General features: G+C 59.6%; 18 protein-coding genes and 1 pseudogene. 9 read left to right on the top strand and 10 right to left on the bottom strand.

Annotated features, from left to right (window positions below):
- Window positions 1–445: 445 nt before the first annotated feature.
- Both codA and IQ265_RS19320 read right to left on the bottom strand, forming a co-directional pair.
- Window positions 446–1,678, bottom strand: coding sequence for a cytosine deaminase (codA, locus tag IQ265_RS19325; RefSeq protein WP_194056550.1), 1,233 nt, complete (start codon window positions 1,676–1,678; stop codon window positions 446–448).
- 244 nt (window positions 1,679–1,922) lie between these two features.
- Window positions 1,923–2,111 carry a replication restart DNA helicase PriA gene (locus IQ265_RS19320; RefSeq protein WP_106873161.1) on the bottom strand — a complete coding sequence of 63 codons (189 nt, stop codon included), beginning with the start codon at window positions 2,109–2,111 and terminating at the stop codon, window positions 1,923–1,925.
- 686 nt (window positions 2,112–2,797) lie between these two features.
- On the opposite strand from IQ265_RS19320, the gene IQ265_RS19315 reads away from it, so the two are divergent.
- Window positions 2,798–3,658 (top strand): transglutaminase family protein, encoded by an 861-nt coding sequence (locus IQ265_RS19315; RefSeq protein ID WP_194056548.1) that lies wholly within the window; start codon window positions 2,798–2,800, stop codon window positions 3,656–3,658.
- Window positions 3,659–3,682: 24 nt separating this feature from the next.
- Here the strand turns inward: IQ265_RS19315 and IQ265_RS19310 are convergent.
- A pseudogene (locus IQ265_RS19310) lies at window positions 3,683–5,608 on the bottom strand (serine/threonine-protein kinase).
- A gap of 479 nt (window positions 5,609–6,087) precedes the next feature.
- Between IQ265_RS19310 and IQ265_RS19305 the strand changes: the two are divergent.
- Both IQ265_RS19305 and IQ265_RS19300 read left to right on the top strand, forming a co-directional pair.
- Entirely contained in the window at window positions 6,088–7,830 is a 1,743-nt protein-coding gene (locus IQ265_RS19305; RefSeq protein ID WP_194056546.1) for a bifunctional diguanylate cyclase/phosphodiesterase, read from the top strand.
- Between the two features lie 43 nt (window positions 7,831–7,873).
- Complete coding sequence (locus IQ265_RS19300) at window positions 7,874–8,245, top strand: cupin domain-containing protein (RefSeq protein WP_194056544.1); 372 nt, start codon at window positions 7,874–7,876, stop codon at window positions 8,243–8,245.
- A 13-nt stretch (window positions 8,246–8,258) separates the two neighbouring features.
- Here IQ265_RS19300 and IQ265_RS19295 read toward each other — a convergent pair whose 3' ends face one another.
- Complete coding sequence (locus IQ265_RS19295; protein WP_194056542.1) at window positions 8,259–8,450, bottom strand: hypothetical protein; 192 nt, start codon at window positions 8,448–8,450, stop codon at window positions 8,259–8,261.
- A gap of 301 nt (window positions 8,451–8,751) precedes the next feature.
- Here IQ265_RS19295 and IQ265_RS19290 point away from each other — a divergent pair, with 301 nt between their 5' ends.
- From IQ265_RS19290 to IQ265_RS19270, 5 genes are all read left to right on the top strand, one after another.
- Window positions 8,752–10,722: a long-chain fatty acid--CoA ligase gene (locus IQ265_RS19290; protein ID WP_228038125.1), complete on the top strand. Its 1,971-nt coding sequence runs from the start codon at window positions 8,752–8,754 to the stop codon at window positions 10,720–10,722.
- 115 nt (window positions 10,723–10,837) lie between these two features.
- Window positions 10,838–11,287: a YlqD family protein gene (locus tag IQ265_RS19285; RefSeq protein WP_106869964.1), complete on the top strand. Its 450-nt coding sequence runs from the start codon at window positions 10,838–10,840 to the stop codon at window positions 11,285–11,287.
- A 267-nt stretch (window positions 11,288–11,554) separates the two neighbouring features.
- Window positions 11,555–12,856, top strand: coding sequence for a dihydrolipoamide acetyltransferase family protein (locus IQ265_RS19280; RefSeq protein ID WP_194056540.1), 1,302 nt, complete (start codon window positions 11,555–11,557; stop codon window positions 12,854–12,856).
- A gap of 171 nt (window positions 12,857–13,027) precedes the next feature.
- Window positions 13,028–14,449, top strand: a complete 1,422-nt coding sequence (locus IQ265_RS19275; protein ID WP_194056538.1) for an amidase — start codon at window positions 13,028–13,030, stop codon at window positions 14,447–14,449.
- A 532-nt stretch (window positions 14,450–14,981) separates the two neighbouring features.
- Entirely contained in the window at window positions 14,982–16,796 is a 1,815-nt protein-coding gene (locus tag IQ265_RS19270; protein WP_228038123.1) for an SLC13 family permease, read from the top strand.
- Window positions 16,797–16,900: 104 nt separating this feature from the next.
- Here the strand turns inward: IQ265_RS19270 and IQ265_RS19265 are convergent, their stop codons facing one another.
- Complete coding sequence (locus IQ265_RS19265) at window positions 16,901–17,446, bottom strand: late competence development ComFB family protein (RefSeq protein ID WP_194056534.1); 546 nt, start codon at window positions 17,444–17,446, stop codon at window positions 16,901–16,903.
- Window positions 17,447–17,605: 159 nt separating this feature from the next.
- The gene (locus IQ265_RS19260) at window positions 17,606–17,818 is read right to left on the bottom strand and encodes an RNA-binding protein hfq (protein ID WP_194056532.1); all 213 of its coding nucleotides are present in this window, start codon (window positions 17,816–17,818) and stop codon (window positions 17,606–17,608) included.
- A gap of 367 nt (window positions 17,819–18,185) precedes the next feature.
- On the opposite strand from IQ265_RS19260, the gene dapF reads away from it, so the two are divergent.
- Window positions 18,186–19,034 (top strand): diaminopimelate epimerase, encoded by an 849-nt coding sequence (dapF, locus tag IQ265_RS19255; protein WP_194056530.1) that lies wholly within the window; start codon window positions 18,186–18,188, stop codon window positions 19,032–19,034.
- Window positions 19,035–19,040: 6 nt separating this feature from the next.
- Here the strand turns inward: dapF and IQ265_RS19250 are convergent, their stop codons facing one another.
- The 4 genes from IQ265_RS19250 to IQ265_RS19235 form a co-directional block, all read right to left on the bottom strand.
- Window positions 19,041–19,703 (bottom strand): HAD family hydrolase, encoded by a 663-nt coding sequence (locus tag IQ265_RS19250; RefSeq protein ID WP_194056528.1) that lies wholly within the window; start codon window positions 19,701–19,703, stop codon window positions 19,041–19,043.
- A 127-nt stretch (window positions 19,704–19,830) separates the two neighbouring features.
- On the bottom strand, window positions 19,831–22,935 hold the full coding sequence (gene gcvP / locus IQ265_RS19245; protein WP_228038121.1) for an aminomethyl-transferring glycine dehydrogenase: 3,105 nt from the start codon (window positions 22,933–22,935) through the stop codon (window positions 19,831–19,833).
- A 49-nt stretch (window positions 22,936–22,984) separates the two neighbouring features.
- Window positions 22,985–23,878: an alpha/beta hydrolase gene (locus IQ265_RS19240; RefSeq protein WP_194056526.1), complete on the bottom strand. Its 894-nt coding sequence runs from the start codon at window positions 23,876–23,878 to the stop codon at window positions 22,985–22,987.
- Between the two features lie 77 nt (window positions 23,879–23,955).
- Entirely contained in the window at window positions 23,956–24,804 is an 849-nt protein-coding gene (locus IQ265_RS19235) for a retropepsin-like aspartic protease (protein ID WP_228038119.1), read from the bottom strand.
- Between the last annotated feature and the right edge of the window lie 40 nt (window positions 24,805–24,844).

Genomic DNA, 24,844 nt, shown 5'->3' with positions numbered 1-24,844 from the left:
TACGGAGTCACAGGCTCCTGGCGATTTTTCGAGTTTTATCCTTAAAGGTGCGGCGACCCAAGCTACACGCGGTTTGCTTAACCTAGGGTGGGACGGTCTGCCACACTTTTTAAGATACAAGGGTGGGCACTGCCCACCACTAGGATTAAGTTTTTTTAGCCAAAGATCTGAGCTTGCGGCGCACAATTGGGGGCAAAGCCAGATCTGCTGCTGGGGCCATTTCGCTGGCCCCAGACCCCCGGCTTCGCGCGTCCTCCGGCCTACGAGCAGGACGTTCCGTCGTCCTGCACCTCACGGAAAGGACTGGCTGATCATCGGTTTAAACTTCTGTTCTGCCAATGAACCTGTAGGGAGTATTCAACCCCGCAACCTGCCGCACCTTCCCCACCGCAAATCAAAACTCAAAACTCACCCATCTACCCATCTAGCCGCCTACCCATCCCCCCTACTCCCACGTCACCTCTGCTGGCTTCGTCTGCACCAGCAGTTTGCCGCGAGAGAAAACGTGGGTAACGGTGGCGCGGCGGCGGATGGCGTCGTAGGGGCTGTCGGCGTCGAGGACGATCAGATTGGCGGGTTTACCGACTTCAAGGCCGTAGGACTCACCTAGGGCGAGGGTTTTAGCGCCGTTGGTGGTGATCATGGCGTAGCAGGCGGCGATCTCGTCTTGGCCGGTCATTTGGCAAACGTGGACGGCCATGGAGGCGACATCGAGCATGTTGCCGGTGCCCAGGTTGTACCAGGGGTCCTGCACGCAGTCGTGGCCGAGGCTGACATTCACCCCCTGCTGCCAGAGTTCTTTGACTCGGGTGACGCCGCGCCGCTTGGGGTAGGTGTCGGTGCGGCCCTGGAGGGTGATGTTGATCAGCGGGTTGGCGATAAAGTTGAGATTAGCGCGGGCCAGCAGACCCATGAGCTTGAAGGCGTAGGCGTTGTTGTAGCTGGCGAAGGCGGTGGTGTGGCTGGCGGTGACGCGCGATCCCAGGCCCGATCGCACGGCGCAGGCCGCTACAACCTCTAAAAACCGCGATTGGTCGTCGTCGATTTCGTCGCAGTGGATGTCGATCAGGCGATCGTACTGCTGGGCCAGTTCAAAGGCGCGGTGCACCGACTGCACGCCGTCTTCGCGAGTCATTTCGTAGTGGGGAATGCCGCCTACCGCATCGGCCCCCAACTTTATGGATTCTGTCATCAGCTCTAGATTGCCGGGGCTGCCGTAGAGGCCATCCTGGGGAAAGGCGACTACCTGCACGGTGATCCAGTCTTTGACGATGTCGCGTACTTCGAGCAGGGCTTTGAGGGCGGTGAGACTGGTTTCGCTGACATCGGCGTGGGTGCGCACAAACAGCACCCCCTGCTGCGCCTGGAGCTTAAGGGTGGCGATCGCGCGTTCCTTCACATCCTTCAGGGTGAGCGACTGCTTGCGATCGCGCCAGATTTCAATGCCCTCAAACAGGGTGCCGCTCTGGTTCCAGCGAGGTTGACCCGCCGTAAGTGCTGAGTCCAGGTGAATGTGTGACTCCACAAAGGGCGGGCTCACCAGCTTGCCACCTATGCTAATGACCTGGTCCGCTTTGGCCTCAAGCCGAGGTTCTATCGCCTTGATAAGCCCGTGTTCTAAACCAATATCAACCGCCTCGCCGCTGGGTAGCCGACATTCCCGAAGCATAAAATCCATACTTGCGTTGTCCTAGGGCGAACCGTACTGTGCTGTAGTGCTGGCTCTGACTATACCAACTTGGCCAGGGCTACGGGCAGGCGTTGAAACGGTGGGCGGGTCTAAACCAAGGACACAAACAAATATCCCCGACATTGCCCTAGCGGCCAGTCGGGGATACTGAAGATTAAGAGGTTTAGCTGAGACATTGGGCGATAAGCAGGGTGCCGAGAGCGCCAGGGACTGGTCAGCCCCTGGGTTGCTACTAGCAGGCTGAGGCGGCAAACAGCCCTGGGGCATAGGCCTCAATGACTCTACCCGTACGCGAACAGGTGATCATGAGGTAGTCGCAGGCCGCGCACTGAGTACGCACCAACTGGTCGGGGTCAATGTGGTGCCTTTCGGCCAGTTGCCCACAGTTAGGACAATGAACTTGTTGAGAATGACCAATCATTTTGTGACTCCGGCAGCTTTTTAATGAATAAATCAGAAATGTTATCTGTGGACTGTTTTAGCCAAAAAGATTCTCGCAATGGCCCATCTTCTGCGAGAACTGTTGATAAAGTTGCAGGTTAAATTACTGCGTTCCCTATAGGTTTTATTATTACGCTGTTTTATAGGAGGTGCAACCTTATTTTATAAATGCTTAACCTTGGGATCATGTGAGGACGGGCGATCCCCGCCTTTGGATAGAGCGATCGCAGCCCAATTGCTAGGCCGTTTGCTTCCCCAGATGGAGCAGCGAAAGCGCCTTGTTTGGGGCAGCAAAAAACCAAAGGCCTGGATCCTTCTTAACAGGTTTTAACGTTAATGGGGATCACCAATAGTCGGGCCGTAGGCTAAAAAATAGCGATGATGTTGGCGGTTCTAGAACGGTTTTATTGGCGGGTAGGCATTAAAAACGGAGAAAAATCGGGGTGGAGGGGCAATCAAAAAGCTCCTGTTTGTTAAGCTCAATGACAATTTAGCTACAGGGGCTAAATTAGGGGTCTGCTACCGTTAATTGAGTGTAAAGGTTCAAAATGAGGCTTTTTTGAGCTTCTCCAACCCTTTAATTTCTCTGATGGTCTTCTCTAAAACTCTGCCGAGATCGCCTATAAAGGCTTGACCGCCATTTCCCATGTCAGGTTTCTGCTCGCCATGCGCTATCGAATTCATCACCTTACTCAGTACCGCTATCAGCAGCCAGTCACCCTGCGCCACCACAATCTACGCCTGCGCCCCCGCAGCGATTGTGCCCAGCAGCTGCTCAGCTTTGGCCTGGAGGTAACCCCTGACCCCAGTCAGCAGACGGCGATCGCCGATCTGGACGGCAACACTACGCTGGGCCTCTGGTTTGAGCCCACCCCGACCGCACAGTTTACCCTAGTAACCACTGCCGACGTTGAAACCTATCGCTCAAATCCCTTCGATTATCTGGCCGAGCCCTGGGCCACTACCCTACCCATCGACTATCCGACGACTGTGCGCACGGCCCTGCTGCCCTACCTCAGCCAGGCTCACGACCCGATCGCAGCTGGTGTAGTTGATCTGGCTCAAGCGATCGCCCACCGCACCGACGGCAACGTGGGGCTATTTTTAACCGCGCTGGCGTCCCATATTTACGAAACCTGCGACTATACCACCCGAGCCACAGGCCATCCCTGGCCCGGAGGCACTACCTGGACCAAAAGGCTGGGCAGCTGTCGCGATTTTGCGGTGCTGTTCATGGAGGCCTGTCGAGCGGTGGGGTTGGCGGCCCGCTTTGTCAGCGGTTACCAGGAGGGCGATCCTGCTGTGGCTGAGCGCGACCTGCACGCCTGGGCCGAGGTATACGTGCCTGGTGGCGGCTGGCGTGGCTTTGATCCGACCCACGGGCTGGCGGTCAGCGATCGCCACATTGCCCTGGTCGCCAGCCCTTTCCCGGCCCAAACCCTGCCGGTTCACGGCAGTACCCAGGAGGGCGGCCGGGTCAGCTCTAGCCTAGAAACCAAAATCAGCGTCGAGATACTAGCCCGTTGATCCCCGCTTCACCCGCCCGCCCACCTAAGCCACTGTCCTCACCCACCCACCCACCCGCCTACCCGCCCACCTATCCACCCGCCTACCGCCCCAGCGTCTGACGAGCCTGWMGRCNGCANTWCKWKAKCCKNGNMGWWGTYKSGKKKRMTCNGKAGAKSTKTWTMRGMGSCANATAATGGCCTGGTCGTAGCGTTTTAGGGTCCAAGTGGCTTCGCCGCGCACGGTCCAGGCTTCTGCCGACTCGCGGTTGCGGGCGATCGCCTGATCAATAGCCGCAATGGCCTCCGCCGAGCGGCCCAGCTTTTGCAGCACCCGCCCTCGGTCGAGCCAGGCTTCAAACATGGCGGGCATAAGATTGTTGGTGCTCTCGTATAGGGCCAGGGCTGCCAGCAGCTTGCCCTGCTGCTCTTCGGCATTGCCCTTGCTGCGCACCGCTTCGGGGTAGTAGGTGCTGTAGGCCAGGGCATCGTCGCAGGCGGCAATGGCCTCAATGGGGCGCTTGAGCGCAATTAGCGTTCTGCACCGCCCCAGGTAGGCGGCGGCGAAGTCAGACTGGCTTGCGACGGCTTCGTCATAGGTGGCGAGGGCGTCGGGGTAGCGGCCCTGGTGCCGCAGGCGATCGCCCTGGCGAGTTAAAAAAGCCGCCTTTTCCTCAGGGGGCAGCAGCATGCCCAAATCGGTGGTCAGCATTGGCACAGCCGCCGCTTGAAAGGGGATCGCATTCTCGGCCCCATTTAGCTCAAGGGCAATGGTCAGGCCGCTGCGCCAGAGCACCAGGCCAATACCCAATACCCCCAGTAGACTGCCGACAACCAGCGACTGGCGGCGGGGGGCGGGCTGAAAGTCTAAAACGCCCGAGGCGACAGCGGCAGCGGGCGGGGCCGCACCATTGCCATTGCTGTAGGCCATATCCACCGGAAAGAGGGAGGTTGGGTCTTGGTCGTCAGCAAAGGCCGTAGGTTCTGAGGTCTCGGTGGGGCCAACGGCGGTATCGCTGTCATCGCCAGGAAAGGTCGGCCCCCGTCCGTTGGCCCCCTTCATCCAGGTTTGGTAGATCTGGGTACCCATGAGGCCGTGCAAGGGGTTAGGCAGGTTTTGCAGCGCCTCTAGGGCTTCTTGGGCGGTAGGGTAGCGATCGCGAAAGTCGTAGCGCACCATTTTGTCGAGCACTGCCGCCAGCGACGACGACACCGTTGGCGCATGCTGCCGCCAGGCGATCTCGCTAGTGATCGGGTCTTCCTCCAGCTTCTGGGGGTGCAGGCCCGTCAGCGCCCGAATGCCCAGAATACCGACTGCATATACATCGCTGCTAAAGCGGGGCTTACCGGCATACTGTTCGTTGGGCATGTAGCCGTGGGTGCCAATGGCCACCGTGATGTTGGTGGCCCCGGTTTCGGCATCGAGCAGCGGCGACGAGGTCACCTGCTTAACCGCCCCAAAGTCGATCAGCACCAGCTTGCCGTCGCGGTGGCGACGAATTAGGTTAGACGGTTTAATGTCTCGGTGAATCACCTGCTGACGATGCACAAACGACAGAATCTCCAGCACCTCTTGCAGCAGCAGCACCACCCGAGTTTCTGACCAGGGCTTGCCCTCCTCGATCTGGCGGTTCAGGCGGCTGCCCTCTATATATTCCTGGGCCAGATAAAATTCCTGGTCTTCCTCAAAGTGGGCCATCAGGGCGGGAATTTGCGGATGGTTGCCCAGCTGGTACAGCACCTGCGCCTCGGTGTCGAACAGGCGACGGGCCATATCAAGGGTGCCAGTGTCTTTATCCTGCACCTTGAGCTGCTTGATCACGCAGCGAGGATGGTTGGGCAGGTGTATATCGATCACCAAAAAGGTACGGCTGAACCCCCCTGACCCCAGCCGCCGGACAACCTGGTACCGACCTCCTAGTAGTGTTTGCTCCATGCTGCCCAAAATGCCTTCGTCAGCCTGGCTGTTCAACCACAGACTCGTAACCCACTGCAGCGCTGTGGAGGCTGCTCGTTTGCGGCCTGGCTTCCTGAGCCTAAGCCAAAACTACCACCGTCCCAGGGTACCGCCCCTGGTTACTAGGTCAGTCTATGTGAATTAACGGATGACCCTGATATAACAGCTCTTAGTGTAGGCCCTGAGCGGTAACCTTGAACTGCCCGTGATAGATAACGTTCGACGGTTCATAAATCCTTTACAGCACTTTATCTTAAGTTTCTAAAGTCAGGATTGACCAGATGCACCTTGGTGTTGTTCCCAACTCTGTCTCTTTCCCCAGTCAGCTTCAGGAGGCTGGTCAAGGAGACGGCTAGAGGCGCAACTCAGCCGCATTTGGGGYATGTTAGAGCTATCAACCGCGATTCGCACCCGATGCGACTCATTCCGTTGTCAATGACTCACATTGATAACGGGTATGGCTGGTTCGATCCCTTCGCTACTCCCTAAGCCCTATGTCACAGCCCCCCTGCCCAGATGCCCAGATGTACCTGGCCGCGCTCAACCATCTACCCGATGCCGTCGTCGTCGTTGACGCGGCGGGGGCGCTGCTCTTGGGTAATGCTGCCGCTGAGGCCCTGTTCCCAGGGGGACTGGCGGGCCTGGGGGGCAGCGGTAACCCGTCGGGGTATCAGCTGCTCGACCGCTATCAGCACCCCCTAGCTATGGCTGAACTGCCGCTCCACCGGGTTTTGGGCGGCCAGTGTCTACAAGACGAAGAACTCTTGCTGGTGGCCAATACGCCCCTCTCTACCCGCTGGGTTGCGGTCACGGGCAGACCACTGGCAGGCCCCGGCACGGCGGCGGCTCTGCTCACGCTGCGAGATATTTCTGCCGCCAAACAGCAGGAAGCCAGCCTGATTGAGCAGGCGTTTCGCGATCCGCTAACCGAGCTACCCAGCCGAGATTTATTTATGGATCGCCTGGGCCACGCCCTGGCCCGCACCCACGATCAGCCCCAGGTTTTGATGGCGCTGTTGGTTATCGACCTCGATCGCTTCCAGGTTATCAGCGACAGCCTGGGTCACCAGGTGGGCGACCAGCTGCTGGTTGAAATAGCCGCTCGGTTGCGATCGCAGCTATCCCCCGCCGCCACTATCGCTCGCCTGGGGAGCGACGGATTTGCCGTCCTGCTCGAAGACATTGCCACCAGCTCCACCGCCATTGACCTGGCCGAGCAGATTCAGGCGGCCATTGCCCAACCCCTCCTGGTTCAGCAGCAGGTATCGGTTGAGGCCAGCATTGGTATCGCCCTCGGCCCCGCCGTCTACGCGAGCGCAGAAGACTGGCTGCACGACGCCAACGCCGCCATGCACCAGGCTAAAGACAGCCCCAACCGGGCCTGGTACGTGTTTGACAGCTCGCTACAGGTGCAGCAAGACCTGCGTCTGCGCACCGAAATAGACCTGCGTCAGGCCCTGCTAGACAACGAACTGCGGCTGCACTACCAACCCATCGTTACCCTTAACACCGAAGAAATATGCGGCTTTGAGGCGCTGGTGCGGTGGCAGCACCCCACCCGAGGCCTGTTGATGCCGGGAGAGTTCATCCATATCGCCGAGGCCACCGGGCTGATCATTCCGCTGGGCTGGTGGGTGCTGGCCGAGGCCTGCCGCCAGATGCAGGCCTGGACGCTGGAGTTTCCGGCGATGGCCAACTTTACGGTTAGCGTCAACATGTCGAGCAAGCAGTTCTCGCAGCAGAACCTGGTGGAGAAAATTCAGCAGATTTTGGCCGAAACGGGCTTTGCGGCCAACCGGCTCAAAATTGAAATTACCGAGGGTGTGCTCATCGACCATTCAGACAGCATCATTGCCACCCTGGAGCAGATTAAGGCGCTGGGCATTAAGCTGCTGGTTGATGACTTTGGCACCGGCTATTCGTCGCTCAGCTACCTGCATCGCTTTCCCTTTGACTGCTTAAAAATCGATCGCTCGTTTATTGAGAACGCCGACCAGGATTTTGAAAAGCTAGAGATTTTGCAGTCGGTGGTGCGCCTGGCCTGGAACCTGGGCCTGGATGTGGTTGCCGAAGGGGTAGAAACCCACCGCCACCACGCTCAGCTCAAAGCGCTGCGGTGCGAGCTGGGCCAGGGCTATTTGTTCTCGCGCCCGCTGGCCCCTACGGCTATTGAAGCTATGATGGCGGAGAAAATTGCCCAGGCCTCTAGCCCGGCTACGGTAACTCCTGCCCCGTAGCCAGCTGGTTGGCCAAAAGCCTCTGCCCCCACGGTTGCCCGCCATGCTGATTCGCAAACTGCTCGACTGCCCCGAATTTGTGGCCGGTGATGGCACCCAGCTGCGAGAGCTGCTGCACCCCGATAAACAAGATATTGCCCTGCGCTACAGTTTGGCCCACGCGGTGGTGCCGGTGGGGCAGGTGTCTACCCCCCATGCCCTGACCACCTCCGAGGTGTATTACGTTCTGGCCGGGCAGGGGGAGATGCACATTGACGACGAAACCAGCCCGGTTGGGCCAGGCGATGCGGTCTACATTCCGCCCCGAGCCCGCCAGTACATTCGCAATACGGGCGCGGAGCCGCTGGTGTTTATTTGTCTGGTTGATCCGGCCTGGCGGCAGGAAGACGAAACGGTATTTGACTCCGCCGAGTAAGCGGGGTGACGCGCTAGTGGGTGAGCGCCCATCGCAAGCGACCCCAAAGCGATCGCCCGAAGGCGTTGATCCGCTGCCAGACGGTGCGGCGGGGACGCAGGCTACAGCGCTTAAGCTGCCGAAGCAGCTGATCGACCACGGCATCGCTCTCGGCGAGCTGGGCGGCCAGACAGTTGGGTTTGTTGCGGCAAGATGTACATAGCATGGAGCGTTGAGCTTGATGGGCTCGAGGATAGAACGTGAACCAGCCGGGCCAGTGTTTAGTTGCCCGGCTTTCTATATTTTGCTTCGCCAAACATAAAAGCTGCTTGCCGTGAACCAAATCCCTCAGGTCAGCGGCAGGGCTGCTCGCCTCAATAGCTGATAGTTGAATGGTTACCCCTTCTGTTGGCAACCAGTTAATTTTCTGGAAGGGTGAATGTTAAGCCCCATCAGGATTAGGGCTAGCTTGAGGTCAGGCTGCGGTACGATGACCGCAAGCTTTTCCTGATTTCTTGGTGGCCGCTATGCCCGTATCCACAACTGCATTGCAAGAGGTGCGACAACGCGATCGCGCCTGTCTGGAAGCCCACAACCCCTACCAGCAGCTTCAGGCTCTCCACGAGATTTGGCCGATCGTGGCTGAGAAATACGGCGACATCGTGGCCCTCCACGACCCTCACTACAAGCCCGCCGCCACGCTCACCTATCGCCAAATGGCCGAGGCGATTCGCACCTTTGCCAGCGGTTTGCAGGCCCTAGGAGTAGAGAATCGCGCCCACGTAGCTCTGTTTGCCGACAACAGCCACCGCTGGTTTATTGCCGACCAGGGCATTATGACCGCTGGCGGCATGAACGCCGTGCGCAGCGCCACCGCCGAAAAAGAAGAGCTGATCTATATTGCCGAGCACAGCGAGAGCACAGTGCTAGTCGTAGAAACCCTGGCGCTGCTGACGCGCCTGCAAGACCGCCTCAGTGCTCTGCCGATCGCCCTGGTGATTTTGCTCTCCGACGAAGAACCGCCCACCGATGAGCGCCTCAAAATTCTCAACTTTAGTCAGCTGATGGCCCTAGGGCAGGAGCGTCCCTACACTCCGGTCACCATTAAGCCCGAAGATCTGGCCACGCTGATCTATACCTCTGGCACCACCGGCCAGCCCAAGGGGGTGATGCTCAGCCACCGCAACCTGCTGCACCAGATCAATACTCTAGAGTCGGTGGTGCAGCCCAAACCGGGCGATCGCGTGGTCGGCATTTTGCCCTCCTGGCACAGCTTTGAGCGCACCGCTGAGTATTTTCTTTTCTCGCGGGGCTGTACCCAGACCTACAGCAGCATTCGCCACCTCAAGGCCGACCTCAAGGCCACCAAACCCCAGTACATGGTGGGGGTGCCCCGCCTGTGGGAGTCAATCTACGAAGGGGCGCAAAAGCAGTTTCGCGAGCAAAGCCCCGGCAAACAAAAGCTGATCTTCACCTTTTTTGGCCTCAGTCAGCGCTACGTTGAAAACCTCTGGCGCTGGCAGGATATGAAAATTGACGAGCCCGAGGTTTCTGGCCCTCGGCGGTTGGGGTCGGGGCTGGTGGCTCTGGCCCTGTGGCCCCTGCACCAGCTGGGCAAAAAGCTGGTCTACGGCAAAGTGAGCGAGGCCACCGGGGGGCAGGTCAAGCAGCTGATCAGCGGCGGCGGTTCGCTGGCTCGCCACATCGACATTTTCTTTGAAATCATTGGCGTACAGCTGATCGTGGGCTACGGGCTGACCGAAACTGCTCCAGTGCTCTCGGCCCGGCGGCCCTGGCACAACCTGCGCGGGGCGGCAGGCCAGCCAATTCCTTTTACTGAGGTCAAAATTGTCGATCTCGACACCCGCCAGGAGCTGCCCCAGGGCAGTCAGGGGGTGGTGCTGGCGCGGGGGCCACAGATTATGGAGGGCTACTACCGCAACCCCGAGGCCACCCAGAAGGCGATCGACCCCGAGGGCTGGTTCGACACGGGCGACCTGGGCTGGATTAGCCGCGACGGCAACGTGGTGCTGACCGGACGAGCTAAGGATACTATCGTGCTCACCAACGGCGAGAATATTGAGCCGCAGCCCATCGAAGACGCCTGCATTCGCAGCAAGTACATCGACCAGATTATGCTGGTGGGCCAAGATCAGCGATCGCTGGGCGCGCTGATTGTGCCCAATTTGGAGGCGCTGCAGGCCTGGGCGGCTACTCAGGCTCTGTTTGTGGCCGCACCTGGCGATGACACCCCAGCCCCCGCCGACTGTACGGCCGTTACTCTCGACGATGAGCGGGTGCAAAAGCTGTTTCGCGATGAGCTCAGCCGCGAGGTCAAAGATCGCCCCGGCTACCGGCCCGACGATCGCATTGGTCCCTTCCGCCTGATTTTGGAGCCGTTTTCCATTGATAATGGCCTGCTCACCCAAACCCTTAAAGTACGTCGCCCCGTGGTTACGACCCGGTATCGCGATATGATTGACGCGATGTTTGTGTAGCTGTGGGTGGTGTAAAGACTTCACTAACCTACGGCTGTGCCCGGCGAAATAGTCCGGCCCCAGACCCCTGTGGTCGTAGTCGGTTAGTGGTGATTTCTTTATTGCGTCAAAGATTATGGATGAGAATCAATCGTTGCTGCTCAAGCGAGTAGTCAACATTAAGGCGATCGTGACCCCCCTCTGGAAAGAAGAGGCCCAGAAGCAGCTGCAAGCCCAAATTAACCAGGTTGACGGTCGTCTGCAGCAGCTCGAAATGCAGGGGCAGCGCATGGTGGCCGAGCTGCAAAAGCAGGCCGAAACCCAGCCCAACAGCCCCGCAATTCAGCAGCAGATGGGCAATATTCAAAACCAGCTCAACCAGGACAAGAGCAAGCTGCTGCAGCAAAAAAATCAGAGCCTACAGCAGCTGCAGGAAGTTCAAACCCTGGCCGTTGATGCCGAAGTCGAGCAGGGCAAGGTGGAGAGCTTTTTCAACGTGTCGGTCGGCGACAATCTGGTGCGCAAGCTCCAGGTCGAAATTTTAATCAAAGACGGCGTGATTCAAGAGATTCGCGGCGAACTGTAGGCCCACACCGTTTGAACGCCGGAGCATTCTGGCGTTTAAACGTTCTGATCAACGTCCTGAGGGTTCAGCCTTGGGGATAGAATAAATCCTTGGTATAGCGATTGCCACCGGGTTCGAACATGGCAACAGCGGGATACCCAGCGTGGCGGTTGCGCGCTAGCCAGGGTTCCCGTCTGGGCTGGGTCTCCTGCTCCTGTCCTCATTCGCTGGCCAGCGCCGTACCGTTCGCTGCTCTATCGTTTTAACCCTGTTTCGGAAGCCACCTCCATGATTCGCGAAGTCTTCATGCCCGCCCTGAGTTCGACTATGACCGAAGGCAAAATTGTGTCTTGGGTTAAATCTCCTGGCGACAGGATTGAAAAGGGCGAAACTGTGGTGATTGTCGAATCTGACAAAGCCGATATGGATGTGGAATCGTTCCACGAAGGCATTTTGGCGGCCATTGTGGTGGAGGCGGGTGGCACCGCTCCGGTGGGCGAGGCGATCGCGCTGCTGGCCGAAACCGAAGCCGAGGTTGACGCCGCGAAGCAGCAGGCCGCTGCTAAGGCCGGTGCCATCGGCGGTGAGGCAGCCCCGGCCGCCGCGGCCCCCGTCGCCGTGGTTGAAGCACCCGCTCCGGCCGCCCAAAATGGTGCTTCCTCTGGCAGCCCCAGTGATCGAGTGGTCATTTCTCCCCGCGCCCGCAAGCTGGCCAAAGACCTCAAGGTAGACCTCACGACTCTCCAAGGCAGCGGTCCCCACGGTCGCATTGTGGCTCAAGATGTTGAGCTGGCGGCGGGTAAAACCCCCAGCACCACTGGGCCAGTGGCCACGCCGATGGCCGCTGTGGCACCTCCGGTTGCGGCCCCCGTTCCTGCTCCACCCCCCGCCGCGCCTGTSCCTAGCCCAGTGCCCCTGGGTCAGGTGGTGCCTTTCAACACGCTGCAGCAGGCCGTCACTCGCAATATGGTGGCCAGCCTGGCGGTGCCAACCTTCCACGTGGGCTACACCATTACCACCGACAATCTGGATTCTCTCTACAAGCAGATTAAGTCTAAGGGCGTGACCATGACCGGGCTGCTGGCTAAGGCCGTAGCCGTCACCCTACAAAAGCATCCGCTGCTCAACGCAGGCTATACCGACCAGGGTATTCAGTATCGATCGGGCATCAATATCGCGGTGGCCGTGGCGATGGAAGGGGGTGGCCTGATTACCCCCGTGCTCAAGAACGCAGACCAGTACGACATTTACTCGCTCTCGCGCACCTGGGCCGATCTGGTGGCGCGATCGCGCTCTAAGCAGCTTCAGCCCGATGAGTACAACTCGGGCACCTTCACCCTCTCCAACCTGGGTATGTTTGGGGTCGATCGCTTTGACGCCATTTTGCCACCGGGTCAGGGGTCGATTTTGGCGATCGGGGCCTCGCGCCCCACGGTAGTGGCCACCGCCGATGGCTTGATGGGTGTCAAGCGGCAGATGCAGGTCAATATCACCTGCGATCACCGCGTCATCTACGGCGCTGATGCCGCCGCTTTCCTCAAGGATCTGGCCAATGTGATTGAGAACAATCCCCAGTCTCTGACCCTATAGCCCAAGGGCTGCTGAGCTTAGCTGGTCGGCTGTTTTCGGCTGGCCAGTTTGGTTTTTTAGGGCAAATACGCAGGCGATCGCCACTGATAAGTACTTGCCTTCAGAAAACCTGCCCCTGCCCAGTCAGGGCTTGATATTCTGAAGGCAGCTTGCCCTCAGTACGGACTGCCTATGAATTCAGTCGATCTTGCCTTCCTGCCCGCCCTTGAACAGGCTAGGCTGATTCGCGCTAAAGAAATTTCACCCCTGGAGCTAACCGAGGGTTACCTCAGCCGCATCGAACGGCTCAACTCAGCCCTGGGGGCCTATGTAACGGTAATGGCAGAGCAGGCTCTAGCCGATGCCAAGGCCAAGACTGAGCACCTGGCCAGTAATCCTGACGATTTACCTCCCCTGTTTGGGGTCACGGTGTCGGTCAAAGACCTCAACCCGGTGGAGGGCGTGGCCTGCGCCTATGGCATCAAAGCGGCGTGCGATCGCATTGCTAGCCACGACGACTACATTGTCGGCAAGCTGCGCCAGGCGGGGATGGTAATTTTAGGCAAAACCGCCACCTCTCAACTCGGCTCGCTGCCCTACACCGAGCCGCCAGGCTTTCCCCCCGCCCGCAACCCGTGGAACTTGGACTACACACCGGGCGGCTCCAGCGGTGGCGGAGCAGCGGCGTTGGCGGCGGGGCTGTGCGCTATTTCCCAAGGCTCTGATGGCGGTGGGTCGCTCAGGGGACCGGCCTTTTGCTGCGGTCTGGTGGGGATGAAGGCCGCTCGCGGACGAGTGAGCTTTGCTCCTGTGGGAGAGCGGCTGAACGGGCTGGCTGTCAATGGCCCGCTGGGGCGCACTGTGGCCGACACAGCGGCGCTTTTAGATGTGCTCAGCGGCTATGAACTGGGCGATCCCTACTGGCTACCGAATCCCAATCCGTCGTTTTTGACGGGATTGAAGACACCGCCCCGACCCCTGCGGATTGGCTATGCTACCCGGCTTGACCCCATCGGCGAGGTGGATCCGGTGTGCCGCCAGGCCATTTACGAAACTGTGCAGCAGGTTGAAGACCTGGGGCATACCGCTGAACAAGTGACGTTTCCCAATCTGGAAGACCTGATTGAGCCCTTTGTGGTGGTTTGGGAGTGCGTGCTGGCCGAAGTGGGTGTGCCCTGGATTGTGATGGAAAAGATGAACCGCTGGCTCTACTGGCGAGCCTGGCGCATCAACAGCGGCGCTTACCTGCGGGCAGTGGCAAAACTACAGCAGGTAGCCCGCCAAGTTGTGCGGTTCTGCCAGCCCTACGATGTGCTGATTCTGCCGGTGTACATGCACCCAGCTATTCGGGTAGGGGAGTGGAAAAATCTGCGATCGCCCCAAATTCTCAAAAACGTGATCAACTGGGTAGCCCCCTGCCCTCCGTTCAACGCCAGCGGCCAGCCAGCCCTAGCTATTCCGCAAGGGTTTGATGCCAACGGAGTACCCGTGGGCGTGCAGCTAGTGGGTCGCCCTGCTGATGAAGCTACCCTCCTGGCGCTGGCCGCCCAGCTTGAGCAGGCTAACCCCTGGAGCCACCAGCGCCCTGCCTTTGCCGATCAGCGAGATAGCTAACCCAGGAAATAGGGGATAGAGGAAAGGACCGCGGGGGCGATCGCCCCTCGCCGTTACCCATAGCTAGAGCTATTCGCCGTGGAATGAAAAGCCAAACTAATTCCGTTCAAACTGCTCCCGCTGTTAAAATGGGCGAGGTTAAAAGCCTGCCGCGCACAGAGATGCATCTCACAGCGATTGTCCTTTGGCCTGGGCCTAGTAGGGCGGAGATAACTGGCTAAGCAAGCGCCATTGGTTGATTCAACGCCGCTGACGTCATTCGCTACTAGCGGGCCAGCACCCGATCGCCAATGTTGGCTTTGTGAGCGTCGCCCGGTAGCGTCCTCATCCTGAGCTTTTTAGCCAGTCGCGAATGCCCTACTACGGGCCAACGCAATAGTTTAATCCCAGCACAGTAGGGCAGCGCCCCAGTTGAATCTTTATGGAATACGATCCGCTTCAGGACAGGCAACGTTTCAGCACCTTTTCAACCCAGAACGCAGTCCGAAAGCGTGCCTTGGTGGTGACGCTAATAGTAGGGTTGGCGGTTCTGATGGGGGGTGCCTTGTCCCTGGGGCTGGTATCGCTGCCGGGGCAGCTCACCTGGGCTGGCTGGTTCACGATAGCCGTTATCCTGCTCGCTTTTTTGCTCAACGCCCTAACGCCTCTGCCAGCAGAGGCCATCTTTTTGGCGGCCCTGGCCACGCTATTGCTGACTGGGGTGCTCGATGCCACCACCGCGCTGGCGGGGTTTGGCAACCCCGGCATGATTACGGTAGGCGTGCTGTACGTGGTCGTAGCAGGGCTGCAGCAGACCGGCGGTCTAGATATTATTTCGCGATCGCTGCTGGGCTTGCCCAAGGGGCAAACAGCTGCCCTGCTGCGACTGGTTCTGCCAGTCTTGGGGATGAGCGCCTTTCTCAACAACACACCGCTGGTCGCCATGTTTATTCCGGTGGTGAGCGACTGGTGCCGCAAGCTGCGCATTAGCCCCTCCAAGCTAATGATTCCGCTCAGCTACGCGGCAATTATGGGAGGCATGTGTACGCTGATTGGCACCAGCACCAACCTGGTAGTCAATGGTCTGCTGGTGGCCGAAACCGACTACCCCGGCCTCAAATTATTTGACCTGGTGCCGGTGGGGGTGCCCTGCGCGATCGCCGGTACCCTGATGCTGGTGTTGGCCCAGCGCTGGCTGCTGCCAGTGCGCAAACCCGCTATCACCGACGCCGACGACCCGCGCGAATACACCGTGGAAATGGTCGTCGAAGACCACAGCCCCCTGGCGGGTAAAACCGTTGAGCAAGCCGGGCTGCGCCATCTACCAGGGCTCTATCTCACCGAGATCCAGCGGCAGGAGCGACTGCTGACTGCCATTGGCCCCCAGGAGACTCTGCAAGAGCAGGACCAGCTTGTGTTTGTGGGCATGGTCGACTCCATTGTCGATCTCAACCAAATTCGTGGCCTTCAGCCTGCCACCGACCAGGTTTTTAAGCTCGATACCCCTCGCACCGAGCGCACCCTGATCGAGGCCGTCGTCTCAAACACCTGTCCCCTGGTGGGCATTACGATTCGACAGGGCAAGTTTCGCAGTCGCTACGGGGCAGTGGTGCTGGCGGTGGGCCGCAACGGCGAGCGGTTGCCCGGCAAAATTGGCGACATTCGCCTGCAAACTGGCGACACTCTGCTGCTAGAGACCAATCACTCGTTTTTAGAAGAGCGCCGCGCCTCCCGCGATTTTTATCTGGTCAGTGAGGTTCCCAACTCAGACCCCCTGCGCCACGATCGCGCCCCTGTGGCCCTGGCCATTCTGGTGCTGATGGTAGCCCTGGCCACCTCCGGCTGGATGGATATGCTCAACGCCGCCACCCTGGCAGCCCTGTTGATGGTCATCCTGGGCTGCTGCTCGTTTCAGCAGGGCTTTCGCACCGTCGATTGGTCAGTACTGCTGGTGGTAGCCGCTGCCCTGGGCCTGGGCAAGGCGCTAGAGGTCACCGGGGCGGCGGCGGTGCTGGCGGGCGGCATGCTCAGTCTGGGGGGCGACAACCCCTGGATTGCCCTGGCCATTGTCTACGGCGTCACCACCGTGCTGACCGAAGTGATTACCAACAACGCGGCGGCGGCGGTGGTGTTTCCGATCGCCCTATCGCTGGCCCAAAATCTGGGGGTGAGCTTTATTCCCTTTGTTGTATCCATCATGATTGCGGCTTCGGCCAGCTTTAGCACCCCGATTGGCTACCAGACCAACCTCATGGTCTACGGCCCCGGTGGCTATAAGTTCACCGACTTTTTGCGGGTGGGCATTCCCTTTAACCTGGCCTTTTGGCTGCTCACGGTGCTGATCGCCCCCCGGGTATACCCGTTCTAGTCAACGGCATAAAAATCAGGGCCTTGATCCGGCCAAACTGGCTAAATCAAGACCCTGGTAAAGCATTGTGAATGGTACACACTTGAGCCGCTCTGGGGCGATCGCTAGGCTTTCGAGGCTGGCTCAAACTTGTGAGCATGGTCTTGCAGCAGCGAGCTGACCTGGTTGAGCACGCTGTCGCCGCCCTTTTTCTGAATGGTGTGGCGCTCGGGGTAGAAGTCGGGCTGGTCGAGGTTGCGAGAAATGGCCTGCTGCACCTGCTCAGCAATCAGGGCGGACAGATCGCCGCGAGCATTTTCCCGCTGGAAGTTGGCCCCCTCCTCGGTCGTCGCGTAGAGAGGCGGCAGCCGGTTGAGGGCATAGGCGGCAATATCGCCCAGGTCAAGGGTTTTGTCAGAGGTAGACTCAATTTCGGCCACCCGTGAAATCGCCTCGGTCAGCACCAGTTCTTCCATCACGTTGATGAACTGCTTGCGGGGTACGGCCACCACTTCGCCGGTTAGCAGGGCACCCATCAGGCGATCGAGGGCCATGTATTCTTCAATCGAAAGCTCGGCGGCAGTATCGCAAATGCGACCGACTTCAGCTTCCATGGCGGGGGTGAGGTAGCCGTCTTGTAGGGCTTGCTCAACAATTTTTTCGATAGTCATTTGATCAAAAGCTCCATAAAACGGGTGGATTAACGGCTTTACTACAATCAGGGGACCAGCACATCAGCGAGGGTAGACATCCACCTGGGGTTATTGTGCCCCAATCAATTTGGCAGGCTACAGGGTCACATGAAGACTGCTTAGGGGCAGAGCGACGAATTAAGAATATTTGAGGAAGCCAATGGCTTGCTTCCAAATTTGGTGCTTGCTCTGGTCTTCGGTTTCTACACAAATGCATTGCGGGTCTTGCCACAGGACACGACCAGAAACGACATCGCCGGTAATGAGCTTGACTTCAATAGAGGTCTTATCGCGGATCAGGTTTTGAACCTGGCGCACGCTTGGAAACCCGGCGGCAAACTCTTGAGACATGGTGCTACGCCACTGAACTTATGCTGGTCTTACGGTACCCCGTTTGCCCTATAGAGGTGACAGGGGTTGGCAATTTGTTAGGGAAAGCGTGGATGGGTGGATGGGTGGTGACGGTCCCTGAGCGGAGTCGTTTGTCCTATGGACAGGCTTCGCCAACGCGCTAGCGTCTCCCGTAGGGAGAAAGGGGGTGGATGGGTGGTTAGACGCCTTAGCGGSWKGMSGYRRGGTGARGNGRRTGGGNSARTKYAAARTTCAAAATTKWGAATTCWMAATTTTGAANTTTWSAMTTCMCCNNCMWYCMCCTCACCTCCTCCCAACTCCCCAATTGGGTTAATAATTAAGGTTCACCTACTTAGCATCGGCAACTATGGAATTCAGCAAGTACCACGGCCTGGGCAACGACTTCATTCTGGTGGACAACCGCCACCAGCCAGAGCCGGTGCTGAGCGCTGAGGATGCGGTGCGGTGGTGCGATCGCCACTTTGGCATTGGCGCTGACGGGGTCATTTTTGCGCTGCCGGGTCAGGCGGGCACCGACTACACCATGCGCATCTACAACTCCGATGGTTCTGAGCCCGAGATGTGCGGCAACGGCATTCGCTGTCTGGCCAAGTTTTTGGAAACTCTGGAAACCGCTGATGGTAAAGCACCCCAGGCACCCCACACCTACCGCATTCATACCCTGGCGGGGCTAATTTCGCCTACCCTGCAACCTGATGGCCAGGTGACGGTAGACATGGGGCCGCCCTACCTGCTGGCGCAGGAAATTCCGACCACGCTGGCGGCAGCCGACGAAAAGGTGGTAGCTGTACCGTTGACGGTGGCTGACCAAACCTGGTCAGTCACCTGCGTGAGCATGGGTAACCCCCACTGCATTACCTTTGTAGACGACGTGGCGGCGACCGCGCTGGAGGCTATCGGCCCCCAGTTTGAGCACCATGAAGTATTTCCCCAGCGCATCAACACCGAGTTCATTCAGGTGGTGCGGCCCGACTATCTCAAAATGCGGGTGTGGGAGCGGGGCGCTGGCATTACCTTGGCCTGCGGCACCGGGGCCTGTGCCTCGCTGGTGGCGGGAGTGCTGAATGGGATGTGCGATCGCGCCGCTACTGTAGAGCTGCCCGGTGGCCCCCTCCAGATTGAGTGGTCAGCCACCGACAACCGCGTCTACATGACTGGCCCTGCGGAGCTGGCCTTTAGGGGCGATCGGGGCTAGCGTAGCCTACTGATCGATTGGTCGACGAATTAGAATTCCGTGCAGTCCGGCAGCTTTGGCCCCTTCCAGATCGTCAATTTTGCTGTCGCCAACGTGCCAGGCCTGGCTGGCGTCGCAGCGGTGCTTTTGCAGGGCGGTGGCAAAAATGAGCGGGTCGGGCTTGGCCGCCCCCGCCTCCGACGACAGGGTAACCGAACTGAGGAAGGTGGCCAGGTTTAGTTCTTCTAGCACCTGGTACAGCCGGGTATCGAAGTTTGAAATTACCCCCAGGGCGATGCCGCGCCGCCGCCAGCGCTCTAGGGCGGGAGGTACATCGGGGTAGAGTACCCAGGGTGCGGCGGTGGCAAAGTGGGCATACAGGTCGGCAAAAAAACTGTCGAAGTCGACAAAGCGATCGAGCAGCCCGGCACTGCTAAAGGTCTGTTGGGCTATGACCCGCCACCAGCGATATTCCTGCTCTGGCACCGTAGCCAGATCGCTGCCGGGAAAGGCCATCTCCGGGGCCGCTTTAAACGCTCGAAAAAAGGCCTGATTTAGGGTCGCAGGGTCGGCCTCAATGCCGTGGTGCTGTGCCAGATCGGCATAAATTGCGCCAACGCTGCCTTTCACCCCAAACAAGGTGCCAACCGCATCTAAAAAAATGACCTGAGGCTGAGGAATATTAGCCATGGGCAAGGGGTTTAATTGATCTACAAAACATTCAACCACTTTAGATCAGGATGAAAGCCTCACCCGATCGCAGGTGTGGCTCCCCGACCGGAGCACAACGTCTACCCGGCCTCAGCGAACCCGTGAACTAGGATTCGCTGTAGGCATCCATCCCAACGCAGGAGCAGATCAAGTTGCGATCGCCGTAGGCTTGGTCAATTCTATTCACCGCGGGCCAGAACTTGGCGCTGCGGGTAAATGGGGTCGGAAAAACGGCCTGCTCGCGGCTGTAGGGGCGGTTCCAGTCAGAGACAAGATCTGCGGCGGTGTGGGGGGCATGTTTGAGCAGGTTGTGGTCGCGATCGCTCTCCCCCGTCTCAACCGCCCGAATTTCCTCGCGAATGGCAATCATGGCGTCACAGAAGCGATCGAGTTCTGCTTTAGACTCGCTCTCGGTCGGTTCTACCATCAGCGTGCCTGCCACCGGCCACGACATGGTAGGCGGGTGAAAGCCGTAGTCAATCAGGCGTTTGGCCACATCCTCTACGCCGATATCGGCAGATTTTTTAAACGGTCGCAGGTCGAGAATGCACTCGTGGGCCACCCGTCCGTTTTGCCCGGTGTAGAGAATGTCGTAGTGCCCCGCCAGGCGCTGGGCGATGTAGTTGGCGTTGAGAATGGCTACCTCTGTTGCCCGCTTTAGCCCTGCGCCGCCCATCATGGCGATGTACATCCACGAAATCGGCAGAATGCTGGCGCTGCCCCAGGGGGCCGAGGTTACCGCGCCAATCCCCTGACTGCCGCCAACCCCACTTACCAAACTGTGCCCCGGCAGGTAGGGCACCAGGTGAGCCTTCACGCCAATTGGCCCCACTCCTGGCCCGCCGCCGCCGTGGGGAATACAGAAGGTCTTGTGCAGGTTGAGGTGGCAGACATCGGCCCCAAAGTCGGCGGGGCGGCAGAGACCCACCTGGGCATTCATGTTGGCCCCATCCATATACACCTGGCCGCCGTGGTCGTGAACGATCGCACAGATCTCCGCAATGCCCGCCTCAAATACCCCGTGGGTGGAGGGGTAGGTGACCATCAGGGCGGCCAGGCTGTCGCTGTGTTTCTCGGCTTTTGCCCTCAGGTCGGCTACGTCGATGTTGCCCTCCTCGTCGCAGGCGACAGCTACCACGCTCATGCCCGCCATCACCGCGCTGGCGGGGTTGGTGCCGTGGGCCGACTGCGGAATCAGGCAGACGTGGCGGTGGGTATCGCCCCGCTGTTGGTGGTACTCACGAATGACCAGCAGCCCGGCGTATTCTCCCTGGGCTCCGGCGTTGGGCTGGAGCGAAATACCGTCAAACCCGGTAATTTCGGCCAGCCAGGTTTCTAATTCGTCGAACAATTGTCGGTACCCCTGGGCCTGCTCAGCGGGGGCAAAGGGATGAATTTGGCCAAACTCAGCCCAGGTAACGGGCAACATTTCGGCGGTGGCGTTGAGCTTCATGGTGCAAGACCCCAGCGGAATCATCGCCGTCGCCAGGGAGAGATCCTTCGTCTGCAGGCGATACAGGTACCGCAGCATTTCGGTTTCGGAGTGGTAGCGGTTAAAGGTGGGGTGGGTGAGGTAGGGGGTAGTGCGGCGGAGGGGGTGGGGGAGTGGGGGAGTAGATGGGTGGGCGGGTGGATGGGAGGATGGGGAGACGTTTTCTGCGGCCGGGTTAGACAGGTCTAGGGAGTGGTTTGAGCTTTGAACTTTGAATTTTGAATTTTGAACTGAATTGCCGGTAAAGACAGTGAGCAGGTCCTGAAGATCGGAGTCAGTGACGGTTTCATCGAGGGCGACGACCAGGGTTTCAGCATCGAGCACGCGCAGATTGATGCGGTGAGCGGCGGCGCGGGCGAGGATGGCAGGTTGGCGATCGCCCACGGTTACCCGCAGCGTATCAAACACGGGCTCTTGACCTAGCTCAAAACCTGCTTCGGTCAGGGCATGGGCCAGGGTTTGAGTGTGGTGGTGAATGCGGGATGCGATCGCCCGTAGCCCCTCCGGCCCGTGGTAGACCGCGTACATGCTGGCCATAATCGCCAGCAGCACCTGAGCCGTGCAGATGTTGCTGGTGGCGGCGTCGCGGCGAATGTGCTGTTCGCGGGTTTGCAGGGTCAGGCGCAGGGCCGGGTTGCCGTAGGTGTCTTTAGAAACCCCCACCAGTCGACCGGGCAGCTTGCGGGCAAAGCTGTTGCGGGTGGCAAAGAAGGCGGCGTGGGGGCCACCATAGCCCAGGGGTACGCCAAAGCGCTGGGTGTTGCCCACGACAACATCGGCCCCAAATTCGCCGGGGGCACGCAGCAGGGTGAGGCTGAGCAGGTCGGCGGCGACGGTGACCAGGGCCTGGTGGGCGTGGGCCTGGGCCGCAAAGTCTTCGTAGTCGTAGATTGCGCCATCGGTGGCCGGGTACTGCAGCAGCACCCCAAACACCGGCATATCAAAGCTAAAGCAGCGGTGGTCGCCCACCACCACCTCTATGCCCAGGGGCAGGGCGCGGGTCTTGACCACGTCGATGGTTTGGGGATGGCAGGCGGCGGAGACCCAGAAGGTTTTAGCCGCTTTCTGCTTGCGGGCGTTGAAGGCCAGGGTCATGGCCTCGGCGGCGGCGGTGCCTTCGTCGAGCAGGGAGGCATTGGCAATTTCCATCCCGGTCAAGTCGGTGACCAGGGTTTGAAAATTGAGCAGCGCCTCTAGCCTACCCTGGGCAATTTCGGGCTGGTAGGGGGTGTACTGGGTGTACCAGCCAGGGTTTTCGAGCACGTTGCGCTGAATTACCGCTGGGGTGAGGGTGTTGGCGTAGCCCAAGCCCAGGTACGATCGCCACACCTGGTTTTGGGCGGCGATCGCCTGCAGCCTAGCCAAAGCTTGCGATTCATCTAGCCCCAGGGGCAGTGCCAGGGGCTGCGGCTGGCGAATGCTGCCGGGTACGGTGGCGGTGATCAGCTCATCTAGAGAGGTGTAGCCCAAGGCCGCCAGCATAGCTTCTATATCGTGCATTGCAGGCCCTATGTGACGGGCTACAAAGGGGCTCAGGGCAGGTACGGACTCGGAGGCAGAGGTGGGTACTGCACCGTTGCTGGGGGCCGCAACAGCGGCATCGAGAGGGCTGGTCTGGGGAAATTGCGTCATACCCGTCTGCAGATGGCTCCAAATCGACAGCATGAATTTGTCGTAGACCAGCATACTGGTCGACTTACCCTTCATATCTTGAAACATCTGGAGCAAACTTGCCGGGTTTAGGCCCAACCAGGTGTTGCGCGAGCCGCTAACTCAGCCTGGCCACAAAGGGGGCGATCGCCGCTGCGGTCTGCTGGGGTTTTTCTAAGTGGGGCACATGGCCGCACTGGGGCACCCAAACCAGCTGACAGTTGGCGATCGCAGCTTCAAACCGGGGCGCATCCTTGGTGCCCAAAATTCTGTCCTGCTCGCCCCAGATTACCAGGGTAGGGCAGGCAATTTGGGGAATTTTTCTCGTCAAAAAATTGTAGCCGCCGCTCTTGGTAAAGGCGATCAGCGCCTCTTTCCAGCCGGGGCACTGCAGGTGCAAAGCGGCGCACAGTTCGGCATCGGATGTTACGAACGCCGGGTCGAAGTAGGCCTGACGGCTAATGCTGCGCCGCACCCTGGGGTTGCGCAAAAAGGCGGTGGCCCAGCTATCCAGCGGTGGCACCATCAGATTGCCCATGGCGGGGCCAGCGGCAAAGCCTGCGGCGTCGAGCAGCACCAGTCCGGCCACCGCGTCAGGGTAGGTGAGGGCAAAGTCGATGGCGGCCGCCCCACCCATTGATGCCCCCACCAGCACCGCCGGGCGGTCGATCATCTGTCGCCAAAAACTGTGCAGGTGAACCTTGATCGCTCCGGGGGAGAGGCTTGGATAAAGGGTGCGATCGCTAAACCCAAACCCCAGCAAATCGACCGCCCAGGCCTGGGGTCCCAGCAGTGGCAGCAGCCGACGAAACTCAAGCAGCGAGCTGTCAAATCCGGGAAGCAGCAGCAGCGGCGGCGTGACAGCGCTATCTGCCCCTGCCACGTAGGCCGTGGGAATGGCACCCTCAACCAGCGGCGTGTGGATGGCCGCCACCTGTACCTGGGCCGCCATAGCAATCGAAGTGGGTTCAGTTAGCCCCGCAGCGGCGGCGGGCAATACAGAGACAGCCATAGATGAATAGTGCAAAACCTGCTGCCTATTCTCACGCATTCCTAGGCGCTAAGCCAGGCTACCCCAGAGATTTGCTCTCACTGGTGCAAATTGATCTGGTGAGACCCAATGGCAATGCCATACTCACCGTAGATATCTTGCCCTAGCAGACCGTAGCTGCCGCCGATAGCGACTATCACCTGTTCGCGACGCAGACCGCCCAATTCCACGGCATCCACATAGCCAACGGGCAGGCTCACCACGCTGCCGTCGGCGATTCTGGCCTGGATTGTGCCCACAATGGTGACCCCGACCGCTTGGGCCATCTCGGCGGTAATTAGGGTGCCGGTCGCCCCGGTATCAAACAGCATGGGGAAGGTCTGAGTGCCGCTGCTGCCCCGCAGGGTAACGGACACGATCGGGGTGCCCCCCTGTCGTCCCTGAATTGGGATTTGAGCTGCCAACCCAGCCGGTAAAACCGCCTTGGGAGCAGGGGCAAGGGCGGCCGCTGGCACGATCGAACCCGTGGCCCGGTTCTGAGCCGCCGTCAGGTGTTGCTTGTACTCCTGGGCCTTGGTTTGGGCCTGGGCGTGGTTGGGGCTGCTGCTGGGCACCTGTTCCATCAGGGCGATCGCCTGCTGCCAGCGACTGGCGGCCAGCTGCCAATCGGCCTGAGACTGGGCCGACTGACCGATGGCGACGGCGCTAGTGGCCCGATTCACCGCCTCGCGAAAGGAATCTGGGGCTGGGGAGGGTGGCACCGGGGCCGGCTCAGCAGCGATAGGTAAAACGAGGGGCTCAGGGGCGATCGCCGCCTCAGAGGCCTCGGTAGATACCTCGGTGGGAGTAACCGGCAGCAACGTACTGGCCAACAGGTCGCAGCCAGCCAAACCCAAGGCCACGGTAGCCAGCATGAACCTACTTGCGATCGCCCCCGCACTCCCCATGGCTGTTGCTCCACTGTTCCAATTGCTCAACCTAAACACC

Source organism: Nodosilinea sp. LEGE 06152 (assembly GCF_015207525.1).
Classification (GTDB): domain Bacteria; phylum Cyanobacteriota; class Cyanobacteriia; order Phormidesmidales; family Phormidesmidaceae; genus Nodosilinea.
The sequence above is the reverse complement of the archived record's forward strand: the minus strand, read 5'-3'. Positions and strand labels throughout refer to the sequence as shown.